At 72.4% G+C, this 22697-nt stretch carries 19 protein-coding genes, 1 pseudogene and 1 riboswitch; of the genes and pseudogenes, 17 read left to right on the forward strand and 3 right to left on the reverse strand.

The window, feature by feature from the left end; translation table 11 throughout:
* Positions 1-48 precede the first annotated feature (48 nt).
* A complete protein-coding gene (locus GXP74_RS11610; RefSeq protein WP_182451406.1) occupies positions 49-741 on the forward strand; it encodes an HAD family hydrolase in 693 nt (230 codons plus the stop codon).
* Positions 742-757: 16 nt separating this feature from the next.
* On the opposite strand, the gene GXP74_RS11615 is transcribed toward GXP74_RS11610, so the two are convergent.
* Both GXP74_RS11615 and GXP74_RS11620 read right to left on the reverse strand, forming a co-directional pair.
* Positions 758-1708 carry a carbohydrate kinase gene (locus GXP74_RS11615; protein ID WP_182451407.1) on the reverse strand — a complete coding sequence of 317 codons (951 nt, stop codon included), beginning with the start codon at positions 1706-1708 and terminating at the stop codon, positions 758-760.
* The gene (locus GXP74_RS11620; RefSeq protein ID WP_182451408.1) at positions 1705-1953 is read right to left on the reverse strand and encodes a DUF2277 domain-containing protein; all 249 of its coding nucleotides are present in this window, start codon (positions 1951-1953) and stop codon (positions 1705-1707) included. The genes GXP74_RS11615 and GXP74_RS11620 overlap by 4 nt, the downstream gene beginning before the upstream one ends.
* Positions 1954-2164: 211 nt before the next feature.
* Between GXP74_RS11620 and GXP74_RS11625 the strand changes: the two genes are divergently transcribed.
* The 12 genes from GXP74_RS11625 (at position 2165) to GXP74_RS11680 (ending at position 14166) form a co-directional block, all read left to right on the forward strand.
* Positions 2165-2671 (forward strand): hypothetical protein, encoded by a 507-nt coding sequence (locus GXP74_RS11625; RefSeq protein WP_182451409.1) that lies wholly within the window; start codon positions 2165-2167, stop codon positions 2669-2671.
* A 145-nt stretch (positions 2672-2816) separates the two neighbouring features.
* Entirely contained in the window at positions 2817-6197 is a 3381-nt protein-coding gene (locus GXP74_RS11630) for a glucodextranase DOMON-like domain-containing protein (RefSeq protein WP_182451410.1), read from the forward strand.
* A 45-nt stretch (positions 6198-6242) separates the two neighbouring features.
* Positions 6243-6803 carry an aminoacyl-tRNA deacylase gene (locus GXP74_RS11635; RefSeq protein WP_182451411.1) on the forward strand — a complete coding sequence of 187 codons (561 nt, stop codon included), beginning with the start codon at positions 6243-6245 and terminating at the stop codon, positions 6801-6803.
* A gap of 103 nt (positions 6804-6906) precedes the next feature.
* Entirely contained in the window at positions 6907-8127 is a 1221-nt protein-coding gene (locus GXP74_RS11640) for a sensor histidine kinase (protein ID WP_182451412.1), read from the forward strand.
* Positions 8124-8795, forward strand: coding sequence for a response regulator transcription factor (locus GXP74_RS11645; protein ID WP_182451413.1), 672 nt, complete (start codon positions 8124-8126; stop codon positions 8793-8795). The genes GXP74_RS11640 and GXP74_RS11645 overlap by 4 nt, the downstream gene beginning before the upstream one ends.
* Positions 8796-8917: 122 nt before the next feature.
* Positions 8918-9048: riboswitch (FMN riboswitch) on the forward strand.
* Positions 9049-9216: 168 nt separating this feature from the next.
* Complete coding sequence (locus GXP74_RS11650; protein WP_182451414.1) at positions 9217-9870, forward strand: riboflavin synthase; 654 nt, start codon at positions 9217-9219, stop codon at positions 9868-9870.
* 6 nt (positions 9871-9876) lie between these two features.
* Positions 9877-10533 (forward strand): nicotinamide mononucleotide transporter family protein, encoded by a 657-nt coding sequence (locus GXP74_RS11655; protein ID WP_182451415.1) that lies wholly within the window; start codon positions 9877-9879, stop codon positions 10531-10533.
* Positions 10530-11834, forward strand: a complete 1305-nt coding sequence (locus GXP74_RS11660) for a bifunctional 3,4-dihydroxy-2-butanone-4-phosphate synthase/GTP cyclohydrolase II (protein WP_182451416.1) — start codon at positions 10530-10532, stop codon at positions 11832-11834. The genes GXP74_RS11655 and GXP74_RS11660 overlap by 4 nt, the downstream gene beginning before the upstream one ends.
* Before the next feature lie 52 nt (positions 11835-11886).
* A complete protein-coding gene (ribH, locus tag GXP74_RS11665) occupies positions 11887-12384 on the forward strand; it encodes a 6,7-dimethyl-8-ribityllumazine synthase (protein ID WP_182451417.1) in 498 nt (165 codons plus the stop codon).
* An 81-nt stretch (positions 12385-12465) separates the two neighbouring features.
* Positions 12466-12735 (forward strand): phosphoribosyl-ATP diphosphatase, encoded by a 270-nt coding sequence (locus GXP74_RS11670; RefSeq protein ID WP_182451418.1) that lies wholly within the window; start codon positions 12466-12468, stop codon positions 12733-12735.
* 102 nt (positions 12736-12837) lie between these two features.
* Entirely contained in the window at positions 12838-13686 is an 849-nt protein-coding gene (hisG, locus tag GXP74_RS11675; RefSeq protein ID WP_182451419.1) for an ATP phosphoribosyltransferase, read from the forward strand.
* 12 nt (positions 13687-13698) lie between these two features.
* Positions 13699-14166: a PH domain-containing protein gene (locus GXP74_RS11680; RefSeq protein WP_182451420.1), complete on the forward strand. Its 468-nt coding sequence runs from the start codon at positions 13699-13701 to the stop codon at positions 14164-14166.
* A gap of 30 nt (positions 14167-14196) precedes the next feature.
* On the opposite strand, the gene GXP74_RS41805 is transcribed toward GXP74_RS11680, so the two are convergent.
* A complete protein-coding gene (locus GXP74_RS41805; RefSeq protein WP_182451421.1) occupies positions 14197-17814 on the reverse strand; it encodes a beta-mannosidase in 3618 nt (1205 codons plus the stop codon).
* Positions 17815-18010: 196 nt separating this feature from the next.
* Between GXP74_RS41805 and GXP74_RS11690 the strand changes: the two are divergent.
* From GXP74_RS11690 to GXP74_RS11705, 4 genes and pseudogenes are all read left to right on the forward strand, one after another.
* Positions 18011-19341 (forward strand): annotated as a pseudogene (locus tag GXP74_RS11690) (hemolysin family protein).
* Positions 19338-20390 carry a hemolysin family protein gene (locus GXP74_RS11695; protein ID WP_182451422.1) on the forward strand — a complete coding sequence of 351 codons (1053 nt, stop codon included), beginning with the start codon at positions 19338-19340 and terminating at the stop codon, positions 20388-20390. The pseudogene GXP74_RS11690 and the gene GXP74_RS11695 overlap by 4 nt, the downstream one beginning before the upstream one ends.
* Positions 20391-20479: 89 nt before the next feature.
* The gene (locus GXP74_RS11700; RefSeq protein WP_225447859.1) at positions 20480-21409 is read left to right on the forward strand and encodes an ABC transporter ATP-binding protein; all 930 of its coding nucleotides are present in this window, start codon (positions 20480-20482) and stop codon (positions 21407-21409) included.
* A complete protein-coding gene (locus tag GXP74_RS11705) occupies positions 21406-22668 on the forward strand; it encodes an ABC transporter permease (RefSeq protein WP_182451424.1) in 1263 nt (420 codons plus the stop codon). Before GXP74_RS11700 ends, GXP74_RS11705 begins: the two co-directional genes overlap by 4 nt.
* The last annotated feature ends 29 nt before the right edge of the window (positions 22669-22697 follow it).

A 22697-nucleotide genomic window follows, 5' to 3' on the forward strand; every position in this document is an offset into this window, starting at 1 on the left:
CCGTTAGAGTCCGAGGCGGTGGGCCCGGGGACGGCGGAAGGTGGGGACGTGCGGCGCAATGGTCAGGTGCTGGTCTTCGACGCGGACGACACGCTGTGGGAGAACAACATCCTGTTCGAGCGGGTGATCGAGGACTTCCTGACCTGGCTGGACCATCCGACGCTGGACCGGGTCCAGGCGCGTGCGGTCCTCGACCGGATCCAGGCAGCCAACGCGGTGGCACACGGCTACGGCAGCGGGATGCTGCTGCGGAGCCTCGCCGACTGCGTCGCGGAACTGCGCGGCGGGCCCGCGACCGCCCAGCAGCGCGCGGAGATCGAGGCGATGGCCTCGGTGCTGTCGCACACCCGGGTGGAGCTCATCGCCGGGGTCGCCGAGACGCTGGACGTCCTCGGCCGCCGCCACGACCTGCTGTTGCTCACCAAGGGCGATCCGCGGGAGCAGCGGCGCAAGGTCGACGCCTCGCGACTGGCGCACCACTTCCGGGCGGTGGACATCGTCGCGGAGAAGGACGTCGAGACGTACCACCGGTTGGTCGAGACGCACGCGCTGGACCCGGCGCGCAGCTGGATGATCGGCAACTCCCCGAAGTCGGACATCCTGCCCGCGCGGCAGGCGGGGATGAACGCGGTGTTCGTACCGAACCGGCACACGTGGGTGCTGGAGCACACCGAACTCGACCCGCAGGACGACCGGGTCATCCAGCTGCGCTCCTTCTCCGAGCTGCTGGAGCACTTCTGATGGACAATCACGTCGGTCACCCGGCCGCGTGGGCGGCTCCTTCGGCTTCCTCGGGGGCGGCGAACCGGCCGAGTTCCTCGGCGGTCGGCGGGTTGGCTCCCGGGCGGGAGACGGTGATCGCGGCGGCGTCGGCGGCGTGGCGCAGCACCGCGCCGAGGAGGTCGGCGGGGAGCGCGGCCAGGCCCGGCCGGGCCGGGGCGCCGAGCAGGCCGCGGGCGGCGAGCGCGTCCAGCGTCGCGGCCATGAAGGAGTCGCCCGCGCCGACCGTGTCCGCGACCGTGGTCGGCGGCACCGCGGCGTCGGCGGAACCGGTGCGGGTGAAGCCGGTGGAGCCGTCGCCGCCCCGGGTGACCAGCACCGCCGCCGGGCCCAGGGCCAGCCAGCGGGCGGCCACCGACCTGGCCTTCTCGCCGGGATAGAGCCAGTCCAGGTCCTCGTCGCTGGCCTTGACCAGGTCGCTCAGCGCCACGCAGCGTTCGACCTGGGCGACGGCCGCCGCCCGCTCGCCCATGAGCTGGACCCGGACGTTGGGGTCGTAGCTGACGGTCGCCCGCTGCCGCAGCCGGGCCACGGCGGCCAGGGTCGCGGTCGCGCCCGGTTCGCGGACCGCCGCGATCGAGCCGAAGTGCAGGTGCCCCGGTGCCCGCGGCAGTTCCGGCCGCTGGAGGGTCCAGTCGATGTCGAAGGCGTAGCGGGCGCTGCCGTGCTCGTCCAGGGTGACCACGGCGGTCGGGGTCCGCTGCCGGTCGTCGGCCAGCAGCGCCACGCCCGCCGAGCGGAGGTGGTCGGCGATCAGGCCGCCCGCCGGGTCCGCGCCGAGCTGGGTGAGCAGCGTGGTGGCGTGACCGAGCCGGGCCAGGCCGTAGGCGACGTTGGCGGGGCTGCCGCCGGGGTGGGTCACGTCCTCGCGGCCCGGCGAGCGGACGATGTCGGCGACACTCTCGCCGATCACCAGGAAGTCGGTCATGCGGTCGTGCCCGCGTGCTCCGGGTGCCCGGCGGCGGGGGCGCCGCGGACCACCAGGCTGTCCAGCAGCTGCTGGGTGGCGGCGGCCACGGCGTCCACGGCCTCGTCGAAGGCCGCCCGGTTGTGGGCGGCCGGGGCGCGGAAGCCGGAGACCTTGCGGACGTACTGGAGCGCGGCGGCGCGGATGTCCTCGTCCCCGACCTCGGGCGTCACCGGCGGGCGGAGGGTCTTGATGCTGCGGCACATGCTCCCAGTCTGCCCCGCCCGGGGCCCCGTGCGCCAAGAAGCCGTATCGAACCCGGTGGCGTCCGTATGGAAGCCGTCAAGGCAGGCCGCGGCGGCCCCGCCACGGCTTCGAATGGGGGGACGGGGGTGGAGACCCGGCTGTCCGCCACGAGCCCGGCCGGGAGCCCGGAAGCCGTGAGCCTGGAAGCGTGAGCCTGGAAGGAGGCATCCCGTGCCGGACCTTCTGCTCGGTACCCCCGGTCACGGCCGCACCGCGCACCCCCCGGTCGGGCGGCGGCGGACCGCACTGGCCGCGCCCCTGCTCGTGGTCCTCTGCTTCGCGGTGGCGGCCCCGCTGGCCGAGCTGCTGGCGGCCCTCGGCACCGGCCGTGACCCGGCGGCGGCGCTGGTGGCGTTCGGCGCGGCGGCCCTGGCGGTCGGCTGGTTCGCGCGACCGGCGGCCAGCCTCGTCATCGGGCTGCTGTTCTGGCTGTTCTTCGACGGCTTCGTGGTCCACCACTCCGGCACCCTCGGCTGGGACGGCGCCCGGGACGCGCTGCGGCTCGGCGTCCTGGTCGGGGCCGGTCTGCTGGGTGGCCTGCTCGGCGCGCTCGCGCCGGGCGTCCGCTCCGTGCTCGCCGGACTGCGGACGGCGACCACCGGCCGTCTCGCGCGGGCGTCACTGGAGCCCTTCGAGCCGGTGGCCCCGCCGCCCGGGCACCCCTGGTACTGGAACTGAGGTCCGGACGGGAACTGCCGCGCGGTGTCTTTACGCGCAGGTGACTCGCGAGTACCTTCATGACGGTTCTTGCAGCGTGTTTCGCAAGGATCGCGGCCTCCCTCGCCGCTGAGCGGTTCACCCGGCCCCGACTCCGAGGGGAACCATGACCCGACACTCACGCCGGGCAGCCGCGACCGCGGCCGCCGCCGCGCTCTCACTGCTCGCGGCGGGCGCCGGTGCGGCCCACGCCGCCCCGGCGGCCCGGCGGGCCGCCGCGTCGATCGCGCCCGGCGCGGTCGCCACCGGCGCGCCCGGCGCCGCCTCCTCCTTCGACCTCGCCCGCAAGGACTGCCTGGGCACGGCCCGGAACACCACCTCGAAGGTCTGGTACACCGTCGCGGACGGCGTGCTCTCCGACGTCTACGAGCCCACCGTCGACAACACCGACGTCAGCACCCTCCAGTACCTGGTCACCGACGGCTCGACCTTCACCGACCTGCAGACCCGCGACATGACCTACACCGTCCAGTCGGACGAGTCCGGCATGGCCTGCACGGTCACCTCGACCGACGCCGAGCACGGCTACCGGCTGCGCACGGTCTACGTCACCGATCCGCTACGGGACACGGTGCTGATGCACACCTCGCTCAGCGCCCTGCCCGGCAGCCACGTCGACGTCCGGGCGCTGCGCGTCTACGCGCGGCTGGACGCCCACGTGAACGGCGACGGCGGCGGGGGCAGTCAGAACGGCGGCGCCAACACCGGTGTGGTGGACGCCGGTTCGAGGACAGCGGTGGTCTACAGCGACAACACCGTGACCCAGGCGGCCAACCGCACGTACGCCGTGCCCACCTACATGGACCTGGCCGCCGACACCGCCGGAACCGCCTCCGTCGGCTACGCGGGCACCGCCGGCGACGGCCTCACCGAACTCGACGCCACCCACACGCTCACCCCCGTCAGCACCTCCGCACCGGACGGCCACATCGTCGCCACCGAGGATGTGACGCCCCGTCAGGGCGGCTCCATCACCTTGGCGTTGGGCTTCGGTCGGACCCAGGCGCAGTCGGTGGCCACCGCCGCCGCCTCGCTGCGCACCCCGTTCGACCAGATCGAGCGGGCCTACACCGACGGCTGGCGCGGCTACGACGACTCGCTGCTGCGGCCGCCGTCCTCGCTGCCCGGGATCCCGGCGGCGACCGTGCGCAGGACCTACTACCTCGACGCCGACGTGCTGAAGGCCAGCGAGGACAAGACCTTCCCCGGGGCGATCGTCGCCTCGCTGGCCTCGCCCTGGGGCCAGGCCGTCAACGCCGGGACGCTGGTCGGCGGCGAGCCCGTCTACTACGGCTCCTACCGCGAGGTCTTCGGCCGCGACCTGTACGAGGCGTTCACCGGCCTGATGGCCGACGGCGACGTCGCCACCGCCCGCGCCACCACGCTGTTCCTGCTGGACGAGCAGCAGTTGCCGACCGGCGAGATCCCACGCAACTCGCTGGTCAACGGCCGGGCCGCGCCGGACACCGGCGGCGACCAACTGGACGAGACCGCCTACCCGATCCTGATGGCGTACCTGTCCGGGCTCTCCGGCGACGATGCGCTGTGGAGCCGCCACCTCAAGCCCGCCGCCGACTTCCTGGTGTCGCACGGCCCCGCCTACGGCGTGGAGCGCTGGGAGGAGCAGTCCGGCTACTCGCCGTCGACGATCGCCGCCGAGATCGCGGGCCTGACCGCCGCGTCCGCGATCGCGGCCCGGCACGGCGACCGCGCCGACGCGCAGCTGTACCAGGCGACCGCCGACGACTTCCAACGCCAGATCAAGGACTGGACGGTCACCAGCACCGGTCCGGACAGCGGCTCGCCGTACTTCATCCGGCTGTCGAAGACCGGCGACCCCAACGCGACGACCAGCTACAGCCTGGGCAACGGCGGCCCGGCGCCCAGTCAGGACGCGGTCATCGACGGCGGGTTCCAGGAACTGGTGCGGCTCGGCGAACTCCCGCCCAACGACCCCGACTTCACCAACTCGCTGAGCGTGCTGGACAAGCAGTTGTCGGTGAGCACCCCGTCCGGGACCGGCTACTACCGCTACGGCGACTCGGCCGCCACCGGCAGCGCCGACGGCTACGGCGACTGCTCCACCACGAACAGCCAGACCTCCTGCACCACGCCGGGCCAGCCCTGGCCGACCACCGACACCGGTACCGGGCACGTGTGGCCGGTCCTGTCGGGGGAGCGGGCCGAGTCGGCCATCGCCACCGGCGACCGGGCCACCGCCGCCTCGCTGCTGTCCTTCATGATCAAGTCGGCCTCCGGGGTGGGCCTGGTGCCCGAGCAGGTGTGGGAGGACCCGGACCTGCCCGCCTCGCCCTACGGCAGCGACCCCACCACCGCCTCGATCGGCTTCACCGACGGCCAGGCCGCCGGTTCGGCCTCGCCGCTGACCTGGGCACAGGCCCAGGAGCTGCGGCTGATCACCGACCTCGGCCAGGGCCGCGCCGTCGACCGGCCGGCGCTCACCACCGCCCGCTACGTCACCCACGGCGCCCCCGGCACGGCCGCGGTCACGCTGACCTCGCCGAGCTCCGGAGCGACCGTGGAGGCCGCCACGGCCACCGTCACCGGCAGCACCACGCCGGGCGCCGCGGTGGTGGTCCAGGCCGACGACACCGACACCGGGGCCGCCGCGAACACCGTCAGCACCAGGGCCGACGCCACCGGCGCGTTCTCGGTACCGGTGGCCGTCGGCTTCGGCAGCGACCAGATCACCGTCGCCGCGACCACGGCGACCGGCGCCACCGGCTACGCGCGGACCTCCGTCACCGGCGACATCACCGGGGGCACCTCGGTGCTCGACGTGACCGACCCGAGCGGGGACGACAACGGGCCCGGCAGCTACCAGTACCCGACCGACTCGGCGTTCACCCCGGGCTCGTTCGACCTCACCCGCTTCCAGGTGATCACCCAGGGCGGCACGGTCTACCTGCGCACCACGCTGAAGTCGCTCACCCCGACCTTCGGCAACACCATGGGCGCGCAACTGCTCGACATCTACGTGCACGACCCCGCGGCCGAAGCCACCTCCACGGCCGCGCCCTACCCGACCCGCGACTACAGCATCGCCCCGGCCGACGCCTGGAACGAACGGCTGGAGGTGCAGGGCTTCGCCGCGCCGGTGTGGGTGAACGCGGTCGGCGGCCAGGTCGGCACGCCGACCGCGGTGGTCGCCTCCACCGCCTCCGACAGCATCACCGTCGCCCTGCCGGAGTCCGCGTTCGGGACGCCCACCTCGGGCTGGACCTTCACCCTCGCCCTGGCCGGGCAGGACGGCTACAGCCCGGACCTGGCCCGCGCCTTCGCCGCCACCCCGCAGCCCTACTCCTTCGGCGTCTGCCCGGTCGGCGGCACCGCGCGGATCTGCTCGGCCGACCCGGGCACGGTCGCCAAGGTGATGGACACCATCACCCCGCCCGGGGTCTCCCAGGCCACCGAGCTGGACAGCAGCCGCGGGCCGGTCGTACTCCAGGGGGTGACCGTCCCGTAGCGGCCCGACCGGGGCACCGGGGGCGCGAGGCCGTACCGTACCGGCATGGCGAAGAAGGCGAAGCGCGGCGGTCAGGGCACCCCCGCGACCGTGGCCCTGGAGGCCGCCGGGGTGCGGTTCAGCGTCCACGCGTACGAGCACGACCCGGCCGCGGCCTCCTACGGCGAGGAGGCCTCGCAGGCGCTCGGAGTCCCGGCCGAGCGGGTGTTCAAGACGCTGCTGGCCGACGTCGACGGCGCGCTGGTGGTCGGCGTGGTCCCGGTCGCCGGGCAGCTCGACCTCAAGGCCCTGGCCGCCGCCGTCGGCGGCAAGCACGCCGCGATGGCCGACCCGGCCGCGGCCGAGCGGGCCACCGGCTACGTGCTCGGCGGCATCTCGCCGCTGGGCCACCCGGCCGGGCGGCTCTGCGCGCTGGACCCGGGCAGCCCCGCCGAGCTGGCCGCGCGCCGCGGCCGCCGACTGGCCACGGTGCTGGACGCCACCGCGCTGGACCACCCGACGGTGTTCGTCTCGGCGGGTCGGCGCGGCCTGGAGGTGGAGCTGCCCCCGGCCGACCTGGTCGCCCTCACCGCCGCCCGCACCGCCCGCATCGGCCGTCCGTGCTGAGCCCCGGCGCCGTGCCCGGAGGCGGGCGTACGCCAACCGGAGTACACCCGGCTCGCCGTTCCGGCGGAGGGCGCGCTTGCCCGGTATGGCTACCGTAGAAGGCATGCACCTCTTCCACAGCTGCCGAGCCCTGGCGCGCGCGCACCCGTACCGGGCGGACGGGCTGCTGGCGGTGGTGTTCTACGTGGTGACGCTGGTCGCGCTGCCCGCCCACCAGACCCTGCGCGACTGGTCCGACCTCAACCCGCTGCTGGTGCTGGCCGTCGCCGGGGTGCCGGTGTTCGCGCCGCTGGCCTGGCGCCGCCGGTACCCGGTGGCGGTGCTCGGCATCGTCGTCGCCGGGACCATCGGCTACATGGTGATCGGCCCGGTGCGCGGCCCGATCCTGCTCGGCTCGGCGGTCGCCGTCTACACCGTCTGCTCGACCGTGGAACGGCGGCTGGCGCTGGCCGTCGGCTGGTGCTCGGCGCTGGCGCTCGGCATCACCAGCTGGGACCGCTCGCCCGACGCCTGGAACAAGTCGGTGAACGCGGTCGCCTTCGCCTGGGTGGCGCTCGCCGTCGCCGTCGGCGAGGCGGTCCGCAGCCGCCGGGCCTTCGTCGCGGCGATAGAGGAGCGCGCCCGGCGCGCCGAGCACACCCGCGAGGAGGAGGCCCGGCGCCGGGTCGCCGAGGAGCGGATGCGGATCGCCCGCGAGCTGCACGACATCGTCGGCCACCACATCGCCCTGATCAACGTCCAGGCCGGGGTCGCCTCGCACGTCCTGGACAGCCAGCCGGAGCTGGCCAGGGCCGCGCTGGCGCACGTCCGCGAGGCCGGGCGGTCGGCGCTGTCGGAGCTGAACGCCACCGTGAGCGTGCTGCGCCAGGGCGACGAGACGGACACCCCGATCGAGCCCGCGCCCGGGCTCGAACAGCTGCCCAGCCTGCTGGAGTCCTTCGACCGCGCCGGGCTGCGGGTCTCCCGGCTGGACGAGGGCGAGCCGCGCCGGGTGCCCGCCGCGGTCGACCTCACCGCCTACCGGATCGTCCAGGAGTCGCTGACCAACGTCCGCAAGCACGCCGGGACCTCGGCCGCGACGCTGCGGCTGGCCTACCGCCGGGACGCGCTCAGCATCGAGGTCGAGGACGACGGCCCCGGCGCGTCGGAACCGGCCGGGCGCGCCGGGTACGGTCTGATCGGGATGCGGGAGCGGGCGGCCTCGGTCGGCGGCAGCTTCCGCGCGGGCCCGGGCCCGGACGGCGGTTTCCGGGTGCGGGTGGAACTGCCGCTGGCGATGGCGGCGCAGTTCAGCCGGACGAGCTTGGTGAACGGGAGCGTATGACGATCAAGGTGCTGCTGGCCGACGACCAGATCCTGGTCAGGGCCGGTCTGAAGGTGCTGGTGGACTCGGCCCCCGACCTGGCCGTCGTCGGCGAGGCGGCGACCGGGCGGGAGGCGGTGCAGCTGGCCCGCACCGCCCGGGCGGACGTGGTGCTGATGGACATCCGGATGCCGGAGCTCGACGGCCTCGCCGCGACCCGCGAGATCATGGCCGACGAGGACCTGGCCGGGGTCCGGGTCCTGGTGCTGACCACCTTCGAGATCGACGAGTACGTGTTCCAGGCGCTGCGGGCCGGGGCCAGCGGCTTCCTCGGCAAGGGCGCGGAGCCGGGCGACCTGCTGGACGCGATCCGGGTGGTCGCCCGCGGCGAGTCGCTGCTCTCGCCGGTCGCCACCCAGAGCCTGATCGCGCGCTTCCTGGAGCAGCCCGACCGGCGGCCGACCCCGGCGCCGGAGCGGCTGTCGGTGCTGACCGAGCGCGAGCGCGAGATAGTCGCCCTGGTCGCCACCGGTGCCTCGAACGACGACATCGCCGAGGACCTGGCGGTGAGCCCGCTCACCGTGAAGACCCACGTGAGCCGGGCGCTGCTGAAGCTCGGTGCCCGGGACCGGGCACAGCTGGTGGTCCTCGCCTACGAGACCGGGCTGGTCCGCCCCGGCGAACGCTGACCTGACCCTGTCACCTGGGCGTATTCCTCGCGTCCGCGTGACATACCACACAGGCTGAAGCTGGTCCCCGTCTTGTCAAAACCGCGTCCGATCATGGCAGACTGACTGACGTAGTAAGACGTTTGCGCACTCCGGGGTCGGTGTAATTCCGAACCGGCGGTTATAGTCCGCGACCCGCCCGCTGCCAGCGGCCGGTTGACCAGGTGAGATTCCTGGACCGACGGTGAAAGTCCGGATGGGAGGCAGTGCGCGGCGGACAGGGCTGTGTCGCATGAGTGTGCGCGCGTCCGCCACCCCCTCGCCGGGGCGGCCGGAGCTGCGCCGTTCCCGTGCGGCTCCTCCCGTGGCACGGTGTGCCGTCCGCTTTCTCTCTTCCCAGAGCCCCGGAGTCCGTGGTCCGGGCCTTGCGGAGGAGAGCTGCATGTTCACGGGAATCATCGAAGAGCTGGGCGAGGTCCTGTCGGTACAGGACCTGGGGGACTCCTCGCGCATCCGCCTGCGCGGACCGCTGACCACCCAGGACGCCCGCGAAGGGCAGTCCATCGCCGTCAACGGCGTCTGCCTGACCGTCCTCGACACCAATGAGCGACTGGCCGCCGCACCGGGCGAGTTCAGCGCCGACGTGATGGCCGAGACGCTGCACCGCTCCAGTCTCGGCGCGCTGCGCCCCGGTTCGCAGGTCAACCTGGAACGTGCCATGGCGCTGGGCGCCCGCCTCGGCGGCCACCTGGTCCAGGGCCATGTCGACGGCACCGCCGAACTGCTCTCCCGCAGCCCCGGCGAGCCCGGCGCCGACGGCAGCCCCCAGTGGGAGGTACTGCGCTTCAGCCTGCCCGCCGGGCTCTCCCGCTACCTGGTGGAGAAGGGATCGATCACGGTCGACGGCGTCAGCCTGACCGTGGTGGACGCCCCCGCCGACTCCTTCACGGTGAGCCTGATCCCGGCCACGCTGACCCACACCACACTGGGCCGCAAGCAGGTCGGTGAGCTGGTCAACCTGGAGGTCGACGTCCTCGCCAAGTACGTCGAGCGGCTGCTCGGCGACCGCGCGGCGAGCACCGGGGCAGGGGACTGAGCGGCGATGGGCTTCTTCAACGACCTGAACAGCCAGGCGTTCGTCATATTCGGCGAACACATCAAGTGGTCCGACATGATCGGCAACCTGCTCGGCCTGGCCGCGCTCGCCCTCGGCTGGCGGCGCTCCGTCGTCACCTGGCCGGTGCAGCTGCTGTCCGGCGCGGTGCTGGTCGCCGCGTACGCCTCGCAGCACCTGCCCGGCGGCGTCGGCAAGCAGCTGATCGTGATCGTGGTCTCGCTCTGGGGCTGGCGGCAGTGGCGCGGCGGCACCGCCGGGACCGCGGGCGAGCTGGCCATCCGCTTCGCCAGCTGGCGCGAGCGCGGCTGGCTGGTCGCCGGTACCGCCGTCGGCACCGTCGCCACGGCCCTGCTGTTCCAGTGGTTCAACCTCTCCTGGGCGCCCTGGCCGGACGCCTACATCTTCGTCGGAACGCTCGCCGCGATGGTCGCCCAGGGCCGCGGCTGGGTCGAGTTCTGGTTCGCCTGGCTCGCCGTGGACGTGGTCGGCGTGCCCCTGGCCTTCAACAACGGCCTGGCCTTCTCCGGCCTGGTCTACATCGTCTACTTCGTGCTGGTGGTCGCCGGGATGCGCTCCTGGTGGCTGAGCACCAGCCGCCCGCAGCAGCCGCGTGTCGCCGCCCCGAAAGGAGTCACGGTATGAGTACCGTCGCCGAACTGCCCGAAGCACGCACTGAGCTGCCCGAGACCGGAGCCGAGGCCGTGGTCTTCGACGATCTCTCGCTGGACCCGGTCGAGCTGGCCGTCGCCGAGCTCGCCGCCGGGCGCCCGGTGGTCGTCGTCGACGACGAGAACCGGGAGAACGAGGGCGACCTCGTCTTCGCCGCCGAACTGGCCACCCCGGAACTGGTCGCCTTCGCCATGAACGAGTGCCGCGGCCTGGTCTGCGTCCCGATGACCGGGGCCGACCTGGACCGGCTGCTGCTGCCGCAGATGGTGGAGCGCAACACCGAGAGCCACGGCACCGCCTTCACCGTCTCGGTGGACGCGAAGCACGGCGTCACCACCGGCATCTCCGCCGCCGACCGGGCGCACACCATGCGGCTGCTGGCCGACCCCGACAGCGTCGCGGAGGACTTCGCCCGCCCCGGCCACATCTTCCCGCTGCGGGCCAAGGACGGCGGCGTGTTCACCCGCAACGGCCACACCGAGGCCGGTCCCGACCTGTGCCGACTGGCCGGGCTGCGCCCGGTCGCGGCGATCTGCGAGATCGCCAACGCCGACGGCACCATGGCCCGGCTGCCGGAGCTGGTGCCCTTCGCCCGCCGCCACGGCCTGGCCATCATCTCCATCGAGGACCTGATCGCCTACCGGCAGCGCACCGAGCGCACGGTCACCCGCGCCGCCGTCACCGGGCTGCCCACCGCCCACGGCGAGTTCACCGCCCTCGGCTACCGCAGCGAGCCCGACGGCGTCGAGCACATCGCCCTGGTCGCCGGCGGCCTGGACGCCGAAGGGCGGCTGCCCGACGGCGAGGACGTGCTGGTCCGGGTCCACTCCGAATGCCTGACCGGGGACGTCTTCGGCTCGCTGCGCTGCGACTGCGGCCCGCAGCTGGAGGCCTCGCTGGAGCGGATCTCCACCGAGGGCCGGGGCGTGGTGCTCTACCTGCGCGGTCACGAGGGGCGCGGCATCGGCCTGCTGCACAAGCTGCGCGCGTACCAGCTGCAGGAGGCCGGGCACGACACCGTGGACGCCAACCTGGAGCTGGGGCTCCCGGCGGACGCCCGCGACTACGCCGCCGCCGCGCGGATGCTGGACGACCTCGGCGTGCGCTCGGTGCGGCTGCTGACCAACAACCCGGCCAAGGGCGCGGCGCTGGAGGAGGAGGGCCTCAAGGTCACCGGCCGCGAGCCGGTGCGCACCCCGGCGGGCGAGCACAACCTGCGCTACCTGCGCACCAAGCGCGACCGGATGGGCCACGACCTGCCCTGGCTCGCGTAGTACCCCCGACCTGCAACCGCACCAACGAGACGAACGAGACGAAGGAGACGCCGTGAGCGGCGAGGGAGCACCCAAGCTGGAGCTGAGTGACTGCGAGGGCCTGCGGGTGGCGGTGATCGCCTCCCAGTGGCACGAGCGGATCATGGGTGGTCTGCTGGACGGCGCCCAGCGGGCGCTGAAGGAGTACGGCGTCGAGGACTCGGTGGTGCTCCGGGTGCCCGGCAGCTTCGAGCTCCCGGTGGTCGCCAAGGCCCTGGCCGAGCGCGGCTACGACGCGGTGGTGGCCCTGGGTGTGGTCATCCGCGGCGGAACCCCCCACTTCGACTATGTGTGCGAGGCCGCCACCATGGGCCTGGTCCAGGTCTCCGCCAACACCGGTGTGCCGGTCGGCTTCGGCCTGCTGACCTGCGACGACGAGCAGCAGGGGCTGGACCGGGCCGGGCTTGAGGGCTCGCGTGAGGACAAGGGCTTCGAGGCGACCACCGCCGCGCTGGCCACCGCCGCGCTGCTGCGCGGCCTGTCCGCCCCGGTCGGCGGCTCCGCCGGGTGAGCGTTCGGACGAGCGTTCACCGTCCGTTCCCTGGGACGCCGACGCGTCCCGGGGAACCGACCGCGTAGGGTGTGACGCATCATGGCTCAGAAGACATTTGAGGAGCTCTTCACCGAGCTCCAGCAGAAGGCCGCCGGCGGCGGGCCGGGTTCGCGTACCGCCGAGCTGGTCGGGCAGGGCGTGCACGCCATCGGCAAGAAGGTGGTCGAGGAGGCCGCCGAGGTGTGGATGGCCGCGGAGTACGAGTCGGACGAGCGGACCGCGGAGGAGATCTCCCAGCTGCTCTACCACGTCCAGGTGATGATGGTCGCCCGCGGCCTCACCCTGGAGGACGTCTACACCCATCTGTAGACCCCGCCCTTGAGTTTTCACGGGAGCGGGGCACCGAGCACATCCGGTGCCCCGCTCTTCGCATGTTCGGACACGAAAACACCCACGAAAGGCATCACACTCATGCTGCGCATCGCCGTTCCCAACAAGGGGTCCCTCTCCGAGCCGGCGTCCGCGATGCTCCATGAGGCCGGTTACCGTCAGCGCAAGGACTCCAAGGAACTGGTCCTGGTCGACCCGGAGAACAACGTCGAGTTCTTCTTCCTGCGCCCGCGCGACATCGCGATCTACGTCGGCTCCGGTCGGTTGGACGTCGGGATCACCGGTCGTGACCTGCTGCTCGACTCCGGCGCGGACGCGGAGGAGGTGCTGGCCCTGGGCTTCGCCGGGTCCACCTTCCGCTTCGCCGCCCCGGCCGGGGCCGCCTCCAGCGTCAAGGACCTGGAGGGCCGCCGGATCGCCACCTCGTACACCGGTCTGGTCGCCAAGCACCTGACCGAGCACGGCGTCACCGCCGGTGCCGTGGTCAAGCTCGACGGCGCGGTGGAGACGGCGGTGCAGCTGGGTGTGGCGGACGTGATCGCGGACGTGGTGGAGACCGGTACCAGCCTGCGCAACGCCGGGATGGAGGTCTTCGGGGAGCCGATCCTGGTCTCCGACGCGGTGGTGGTGCGTCCGGTCGACGCGGAGGCCGATCCCCGGGTCGACCAGTTCCTGCGACGTCTCCAGGGTGTTCTGGTGGCCCGTCGGTACGTGATGATGGACTACGACATCCGCGCCGAGCGCGTCGCCGAGGCGGTGGCGCTCACCCCCGGCCTGGAGTCGCCCACGGTCTCGCCGCTGCACAGCGAGGGCTGGGTCGCCGTGCGGTCCATGGTGCTCCGCAGGGAGGCGCAGCGCATCATGGACGACCTCTGGGCCATCGGTGCCCGGGCGATCCTGGTCACCAACATCCACGCCTGCCGCCTGTAGCCAGGAGGCCCCATGAGCGTCGAGCACCGCCGGACCGTCATCGGACCGCCGACCCTGCCCACGATCTGGAAGCCCGTGCTGACGCGCGTGGTGTTCCTGGGATTCGCGCTGGTCAGCGTCGTCTTCTTCAGTGGGATGGCGGCGCTGGGGCCGGGTGACTGGCAACTGCACGACCGGGTCGGCATCGGCCTGTGCGGGCTGCTGTGCGCGCTGGTGCTGGTGCTGCTGGCGCGCCCGGTGGCCCGGGCGGACCGGGACGGGGTGACCGTGGTCAACTTCGTCCGCAGCCGCCGCCTGGAGTGGGCGGAGATCCTGGGGGTGAACCTGCGCCAGGGCGACCCGTGGGTGGTGCTCGACCTCGCCGACGGCGGGACGATCGCGGTGGTGGCGATCCAGCCGGGCTCCGGGCGGCGGCAGGCCATCCGCGCCGCCCGCGAACTGCGGGCCTGCGTGGACGCCTACGGCACCGCCCGGCGCTGAACCCGGCTGGGTCGGGCTGCGTCAAACCACTCAGACGACGATGTGGTCGAGGTCGGGGGCGCCGCTGGTGCCGCTGCCGGAGAATTCGACGGTGTTGCCGCTTCCGGCGTTGAGGGTGACGGTGACGGTGGTGGTGCCGATGACGTTGTAGCTGCTGGCTGAGGTTTCGGTGAAGGTGACGGTCTGGGTGGTGCCGTTGACGGTGATGGTGGCGGGTCGGGCCTTGCCGACGCTGAGGTAGGAGATGGTCAGGGTGTAGCTGCCGGTGCTGGGTTCGGTGATGCCGGTGAAGGTGACGGTGCCGTTGGAGCCGCCGCCGATGTCGCTGACCTTCTGGCCGTCCAGGCAGGCCGAGCAGTTGTTGGCGTCGGCGCTGCCGCCGAGGGTGGCCTGGTCGGCCTCGTAGGTCCTGCCGCCGGGGCTGCCGCCGCTGCCGGTGACGGTGAGGGTGTAGCTGGTGGTGTGGCTGCCGGAGGCGGCGGTGCCGGTGACGGTGACCGGGTAGCTGCCCGCGGCGGTGGCCGAGGTGGTGGCCAGGGTGAGGGTCGAGCCGGTGCCGGAGCTGACCGAGGCCGGGGCGAAGGAGGCGGTGACCCCGGACGGCAGGCCGGAGGCGGTCAGCGCGACCGGCTCGGCGCTGCCGGAGGCGACCGCGGTGCTGACGGTCGCGGTGGCCGAGCCCCCGGCGGCGACCGAACCCGAGGCGGGCGAGACCGCCACCGAGAAGTCGTTGCCGGGCTGGCCGCCGCCACCACCGATGGGCGCGGCGATGTCGGACGTCCCCACGTTGTAGCCGGAGAGGCTGACCACGGGGGTGGCGCCGTTCAGGTCGGAGGCCTTGTAGCTGACGCTGACGGTCTGCGACTCACCCGGGAACAGGGTGATGTCGTTGTCGCTCCACAGCGCCGACGGCACCTCGTTGTCCCCGGACTGCGGGGTTCCCGAGGCCGAGCCCCGGCGCAGGTCGGTGCGGAGGAAGAAGCCCACCGCCGAACTGGAGGTGTCGGTCAGGGTGACCTCGGTGACCGTGTCCGAGCCGTTCGGGCCGGGCTGGCCCTGCGAGGTGGCGGTGGCGCTGACGGCCCCGGCCGGAAGCGAGTTCAGCCCCTGGAGGTCGGCGTACTGGGTCATCGTGGCGTTGTCGTTGCCGTTGGTGGAGGACCAGTTGACGACGTCCGGGTAGGTCGACTGCCAGTAGGTGTTCCGGTCGACCACGGACCCGTTCTGACGAATCGTCAGTTCGACGAAGTAGGTCTGGGCCGCGGACTTGCTGGTGGTGGTCGCCGGAACCTTCGGCTTCAGCACCGAGTTGAGCACCTTCTGCGAGGCCAGGCTGATCCCACTGGCGGTCTGGTCGTCCAGTACCGCCCCGGCCGCGCTGTAGACCTTGGACTCGACCGACAGCCCGCTCTGGGTGCCGCCGCCGAGGTTGTCCAGGGTGACCGTGCCGGTGTCCTGGGCGTAGAGGGCGTGCAGCGTCTCGTTGCCCTTCTTGGCGCCGAAGTAGCTGCCGGCCTGGTCGCCGTCCTCGTTGTAGAGGTCCCAGAGCAGCGTCGGCCAGCCCTTGTTGACCTGCCAGTACATGGTTCCGGTGGACGGGGTGGAGGTGTTGGTGGAGTGGTCGATGAACGCCTCGAACTGGGCCCGGGTGTTCTCGTAGTTGGCGACCTGGGCCTCCTCGACGTAGTTGTCGAGGCTGGTCGGGGTGCCGTAGCGGGCGTCCAGTGCCTGGTCGAAGTTGTAGAGCGTGCCGAACTGGTACTGGCCGTGCCCGGACTCGTAGTTGAGGTGGTACTGGTTGTAGGTGTCGGACTGCCACAGGTCCGACTGCTCGGTGGGGGAGAGGAAGCGGTTGATCGAGTCCAGCGTGGGGATGGTGTCCCCGGCGCTCTCCTCGCTGTCGAAGCCCCAGGAGCCGCCCGCGTTGGTCTGGTTGTCGTCGGGCTGGGTGTGCGTGGTGTCGTACCAGTAGTCCGGCGGGACCCAGTCGTACGGCCCCTCCTTCTCGCCGGAGTCGCCCAGGATCGGGCTGCTGTTCTCCTCGGCGGAGGAGACCACCGGCACGTCGAAGTCGGCGGTCTTGAAGGCCGCCAGGGTGTCCGACTCGTCGGCGGTGCCGGGCGCGTTGTCGCTCCAGCTGAAGGTGACCACGCTCGGGTGGTCCACCTGGTTCTCGCCGATGGTGAGCGCGGAGTTCGTGGCCACCGTCAGCAGGTTGCCGCTGAGGTTGTTGCCCCAGGCGTCGCAGCACTGGTAGCCGGAGTCGATCATGATCCCGGCCTGGTCCATCTGCTCGTAGAAGTCGTCCGGGAACTCGTGGCCCTCAAGCCGGATCATGTTGATCCCGAGGTTCTTCAGGATCGCGATCTGCTGGGCGATGCCGGCCGCCGAGTAGTGCAGGAACAGGTCCTCGGTGAAGCCGCCGCCGCGGACCACGAACGGCACGCCGTTGACGCTGTACTGGCGCACCCCGAGCGAGTCCACCGGGCCCGCGCCGACCAGCGAGGAGCTGACGTTGCGGATGCCGAAGGTGCCGCTGGTCGCGGTGGAGACGGTGCTGCCCTGGGTGACCGAGGTGCTCAGCGTGTAGAGCGGCTGCGCGCCCATCTGGTACGGCCACCACACCTGCGGGTGGGCGATGGTGAGCGACGGGTACGCGGACGGCGTGAACGAGACCGTCTGGGTGGTGTTCGCGGGCACGGTCACCGACTGCGAGACGGTGATCGGCGCGGCGCCGCCCGCCGGTGCGGTGACGGTGGCGCTGACCGTCCCGGTCAGCGCGGCCGAGGTGCTGTTGGTGACGTTGGTCCTCACCGTCAGCGCCGAGGAGCTGAGGTCGGTCGCGTTGGCCTGCACCACGTGCGAGTCGGCGTCGCTCAGGCCGTCGGAGACCAGCAGTTGCACCGGGAACTGGATGCCGGTGTTGTTGTCCGGCGGGATCTGGCTCCAGTCCACGTCGTCCAGGGTGAGCATGGTGTTCGGGTTGTTCGGGTAGAGCTCCAGCGCCACGCTGTTGGCGCCGGACTTGAGCAGCCCGGTGACGCCGAAGGTGTAGCGGGTGTAGGCGCCCTCGACCGTGGCCTGGGTGGCCACCTCGGTCCCGTTGAGCCAGACGTCGGCCTGCCCGACCACGCCGTTCACGATTAGGCTCGCAGTCTGACCCGTCGTCAGCGAGGCGTTGAAGGTGGTGCGGTACCACCACGGCACGTCGAACTGCGGGACGGTGTCGGCCCCGATCTTGCTCATCGAGCCGAAGCAGGTCTTCATGTTGGTCGAGTAGTAGACGTTCGGGCAGCTGCCGTTCTGCAGCAGTGCCTCGATCTCGGTACCGGGAGCGCCACCGTCGTCATTGCTGACGGGCAGCCAGCCACTGGTGGAGAAACCGGGATTGGAGATGGTCGCGCCGCCCTGGGTGGCGGTCGCGCTGCTCAGCACCTGCCAGCCGGCGGAGCCGAGGACGGTGGCCGAGGAGGTCGCCTGCGGGGCCTGCGAGGCCGGGACGGCGGCGGTAGCGGTGGCGGCGGTCGCGGTGCGGACGGCGGGGGCGGTAGCACCGGCGGCGGAGCCGGAGCTGCCCGCCGTGGCGATCAGCGCGAGCGCGGCCAGGAGCGGGACGGCTGGTCGGAGGTGCGCCTTGCGGACGAACACGGAGCCTCCCGTGTTAGTAAGGTTAATTAACTATCTAGGGCGAAGGTAACGGCCGTCCTGACGGGGGGTCAACGAGCGGGATGTAACGATGTGATGAGCTTGACGTTGCCGCAGGGGTACGACATATTGCAGGGTAAGAATTGTCTTATGTGACGATAAAACCTATAAACCAGGAACTATCCATGGGACGACCCGGGTGACCGACGCCTGGTTGCTGCTCGCTGTGGCCGTGCTGCTGATCCTCGCCAACGGAATGTTCGTCGCCGCCGAGTTCTCGCTGGTCACCGTGGACCGGGGGACCGTCGAACGGGCGGCGGCGACCGGAGACCGCCGGGCCCAGGGGGTGCTCGCCTCGCTGCGCGCGCTCTCCTTCGAGCTCTCCGGCGCCCAGCTCGGGATCACCGTCACCTCGCTGCTGGTCGGCATGCTCGCCGACCCGGCCATGGCGGTGCTGCTCAAACCGCCGCTCACCGGCCTCGGGGTGCCGTCCGGCGCGGTCCACCCGGTGGCGGTGGTGGTCGGGCTGCTGATCGCCACGGTGCTGCAGATGGTCGTCGGCGAGCTGGTGCCCAAGAACTGGGCGATCTCCCGCCCGCTCCAGGTCGCCCGCGCCGTGGCCGCGCCGCAGCGGGTCTTCTCCACCGTCTGCCGCCCGCTGATCGCGGTGCTGAACGGCGCCGCGAACCACGCCGTCCGGGCCCTGGGGATGGAGCCCGCGCACGAGCTGGCGTCCGCCCGCAGCGCCGAGGAGCTGATCGCGCTCGCCCGGCACTCCGCCAGCGAGGGCGCGCTGGAGCCGGACACCGCCGACCTGTTCGTCCGCGCGCTGGGCCTGGGCGAGCTCACCGCCGAGAGCGTGATGACCCCCGGGTGGACGTCTCCGCGCTGCACGAGTCCGCCACCGCCGCCGACGTGCTCAACCTCACCCGGGCCACCGGCCTGTCCCGCTTCCCGGTCTACCGGGACGGCATCGACGAGGTCATCGGCGTGGTCACGCTCAAGGACGCGCTGGCCGTCCCCGAGGACCGGCGGCACACCGTGCTGGTGGACAGCCTGGCCGCGCCGCCGCTGCTGGTCCCGGAGACGCTTCCGGCCGAGCGGCTGCTGGAGCAGCTGCGGCACATCCAGCCGATGGCCGTGGTGGTCGACGAGTACGGCGGTACCGCCGGGGTGGCCACCCTGGAGGACATCATCGAGGAGATGGTCGGCGAGGTCATGGACGAGCACGACCCCGACGAGCGGGCCGAGCTGCGCCAGGTCGCCGCCGTCGACGGCCTCCAGGCCTGGGAGGCCGAGGGCCGCTGCCGGGTGGACCAGCTGGCCTCCATCGGCCTGCACGCGCCGCCGGGCCCGTACGAGACCGTCGCCGGACTGGTCGCGGACCTGCTCGGGCGGCTGCCCGAGGCCGGGGAGTACTGCGAGCTGCCCGGCTGGCGGCTCACCGTGCTGGCCGTGGACCGGCACCGCACCGAGCGCGTGCGGCTGGTGCGCGCCGACGAGGCGGCCGGGGAGGGTCGGGACCGGTGACCGCGCTGAAGATCTTCGCCGCGCTGCTGCTGCTGTTCGGCAACGCCTTCTTCGTCGGCGCCGAGTTCGCCCTGGTGTCGGTGCGCCGCAGCCAGATCGAGCCGCTGGCGGAGTCCGGCGACCGCCGCGCCCGGACCGTGCTGTACGCGCTGGAGCACGTCTCGGCGATGATGGCGGCGGCGCAGCTTGGGATCACCGTCTGCTCGCTGCTGATCGGCGCGCTCGCCGAACCGGCCGTCGCCCACCTGCTGGAGGGCCCGTTCCACGCGCTGGGCGTGCCCAGCGGGCTGACCCACCCGCTGAGCTTCGTGGTGGCGCTGGCCCTGGTCGTCTCGCTGCACATGGTCGTCGGCGAGATGGTGCCGAAGAACATCGCGCTGGCCGGTCCGGAGCGCTCGGCGCTGCTGCTGGGACCGCCGCTGGCCGGGCTGGCCAGGCCGCTGCGGCCGGTGATCCGCTTCCTGAACGCGCTGGCGAACCTGCTGCTGCGGCTGCTCGGGGTGGAGTCCAAGGACGAGGTGGAGTCCGTCTACACCAGCGCGCAGCTGGCTCACCTGCTGCTGGACTCGCGCGACGCGGGCCTCCTCGGCGGCCTGGTCCAGGAGCGGCTGGAGGACGCGCTGGAGCTGGGGGTGCGCCCGGTGCGCGAGGTGCTGCTGCCGCCGGAGCAGCTGGTCACCGTGGACGCCTCGGCCACTCCCCGGCAGATCGAGCGGCTGGCGGCGAGCACCGGCTTCTCCCGGTTCCCGCTGACCGGGCCCGCCCCGGCGGCCGGTTTCCTGGGCTACCTGCACGTCAAGGACGTGCTGGAGGCGGACGAGCGGGAGGCCCCGGTGCCCCGGCGGCTGTGGCGGCCGATCATCGCGCTGCCCGAGCTCACCCCGCTGGACGACGCCCTCGGCGCGATGCGCCGGGCCGCGTCGCACCTGGCCTCGGTGGTGGACGCCCGGGGGGTGACGCTGGGGCTGGTCACCCTGGAGGATGTACTCGAAGAGCTGGTCGGCGAGGTGCACGACCCGGACCACCAGGTCTCCCCGCCGGCTCAGTAGATCCTCAAATGTCGTACACCAGTGCGCCGGGCGAGGGAAGCTTTCCGCAACAGGGTGAAATCCGCCCGTGGGGGACGAGGAACACGTACGTGAGTCAACGAGAACTGGCGGTCGACGGGGTCTCCAAGCGTTACGGGGACACGATCGCACTGCGCGACATGACGTTCGACGTGCAGGCCGGGGAGATCTTCGGCTTCGTCGGCAGCAACGGCGCCGGCAAGACCACGACCATGCGGATCATGCTGGGCGTGCTCGCGGCCGACGCCGGGGAGGTCCGCTGGGACGGGGTCCCGGTGACCCTGGAGACCCGCAGCCGGATCGGCTACATGCCCGAGGAGCGCGGCCTGTACCCGCGGATGCGGGTCGGGGAGCAGCTGGAGTACCTGGCCCGGCTGCACGGCCTGGGCCGGGCCGAGGCGGCGCGGGCCACCAGGGAGTGGACCGAGCGGCTCGGCGTCGCCCACCGTGTCGGCGACGAGGTGCAGAAGCTCAGCCTGGGCAACCAGCAGCGGGTGCAGCTGGCCGCGGCGCTGGTGCACGACCCGGAGATACTCGTCCTGGACGAGCCCTTCTCCGGCCTGGACCCGGTCGCGGTGGACGTGATGAGCGCGGTGCTCCAGGAGAAGTGCGCCGAGGGGGTGCCGGTGATCTTCTCCAGCCACCAGCTGGAGCTGGTCGAGCGGCTGTGCGACCGGGTCGGCATCGTCCGCGCGGGCAGCATGGTCGCCTGCGGCACCGTGCCCGAGCTGCGTCGCGGCGGCGCCGAGGAACTGGTGGTGGACGCCCCGGAGGCGGCCGACGGCTGGGCCGAGGGACTGCCCGGGGTCACCGTCGTCGGACGCGAGGGCAGCCGTACCGTGCTCGCCCTCGGCGAGGAGGCCGACGACCAGGCGGTGCTGAGCGCGGCCCTGGCCACCGGACCGGTACGGGAGTTCGCCCGGCGGCTGCCGACGCTGACCGACCTGTTCCGGCACGTGGTCAGCAGCGAAGAGAAGAAGCAGACGGGGGAAGCGGCATGAGCGGATCCAACCAGCGTCCGGCGGCGGAGCGGCCGTCGGCCGGGAGGCTCACGGTGGGCTCGCGGGAGGCGGTCGGCCTGGTCGCGACCCGCGAGATCCAGGTGCGGATCCGCTCCAAGGCGTTCCTGGTCACGCTGTTCATCACGGCGCTGGCCGCGATCGCGCTGCCGCTGATCCCGCACCTGATCGACAGCAAGAGCGGGCCGGTGAGGATCGCGGTGCCGGTCTCCGACAGCTCGCTGTCCGCCGCGCTCCAGGGCACCGCCACCGAGCTCGGCCAGAAGATCACCATCAGCACCGTGCCCGACCACGGGACCGGGGTGTCCCAGGTCGGCTCCGGCAAGGTCGACGTGCTGGCCGAGCCGGGCGCCGACGGCCAGGTGCAGGCCACCGTCAACAAGAGCCTCGGTGACTCCACCCGGCAGCTGTTCCAGGTGGTGGGCCAGCAGCAGGCGCTCGGGCAGCAGTTCACCCAGCTCGGGGCGACCCCGGCGCAGGCCGAGCATGCCCTGGCCGCCGCCTCCGGCGCGCAGGTCCAGGTCACCACGCTGAAGGTGAAGAACACCGACCCGCAGCAGGGCCAGCACATCTCCATCGCCATCGCGGCCGGGCTGCTGATGTACATGTCGCTGATGCTGGTCGGCCAGATCGTCGCCCAGGGCGTGGTCGAGGAGAAGTCCAGCCGGGTGGTGGAACTGCTGCTGGCCACCATCCGGCCGTGGCAGCTGCTGTTCGGCAAGGTCCTCGGGACCGGGCTGCTGGGGCTGTTGCAGATGGCGGTACCGGCGCTGCTCGGCGTCGGCGTCGGCATCGCCACCGGCGCGCTCAACATCTCGCTGAGCGACTCGGTCGGCGCGGTCGCCTGGGCGCTGCTCTGGTACGTGGTGGGCTTCGCCATCTACGCCATGGTGTTCGCCGCGCTCGGCGCCACCGTCTCCCGGCAGGAGGACGTCCAGGGGCTGACCTTCCCGGCGATCGCGCCGCTGATCGCGGCCTGGGTGATCGGCATCTCGGTGGTGCCCAGCAACCCCGGCAGCTCGCTGGTCACCTGGCTGTCGCTGCTGCCGCCGTTCGCACCGGTGCTGATGCCGATGCGGATCGCCATGGGGGTCGCCCCGGTGTGGCAGATCCTGCTGGCACTGGTGCTCGCGCTGGCCTTCGCCTTCCTGCTGCTGCGCTTCGCGGCCCGGATCTACCGCAACTCGGTGCTGCGCAGCGGCTCCCGGGTGCCGCTGCGGGAAGCCCTGAAGGCAGCCTGACGGTCCGTCAATCAGGCGTCCGGCGGGGG

It is taken from the genome of Streptacidiphilus sp. P02-A3a (assembly GCF_014084105.1).
Taxonomy (GTDB): Bacteria; Actinomycetota; Actinomycetes; order Streptomycetales; family Streptomycetaceae; genus Streptacidiphilus.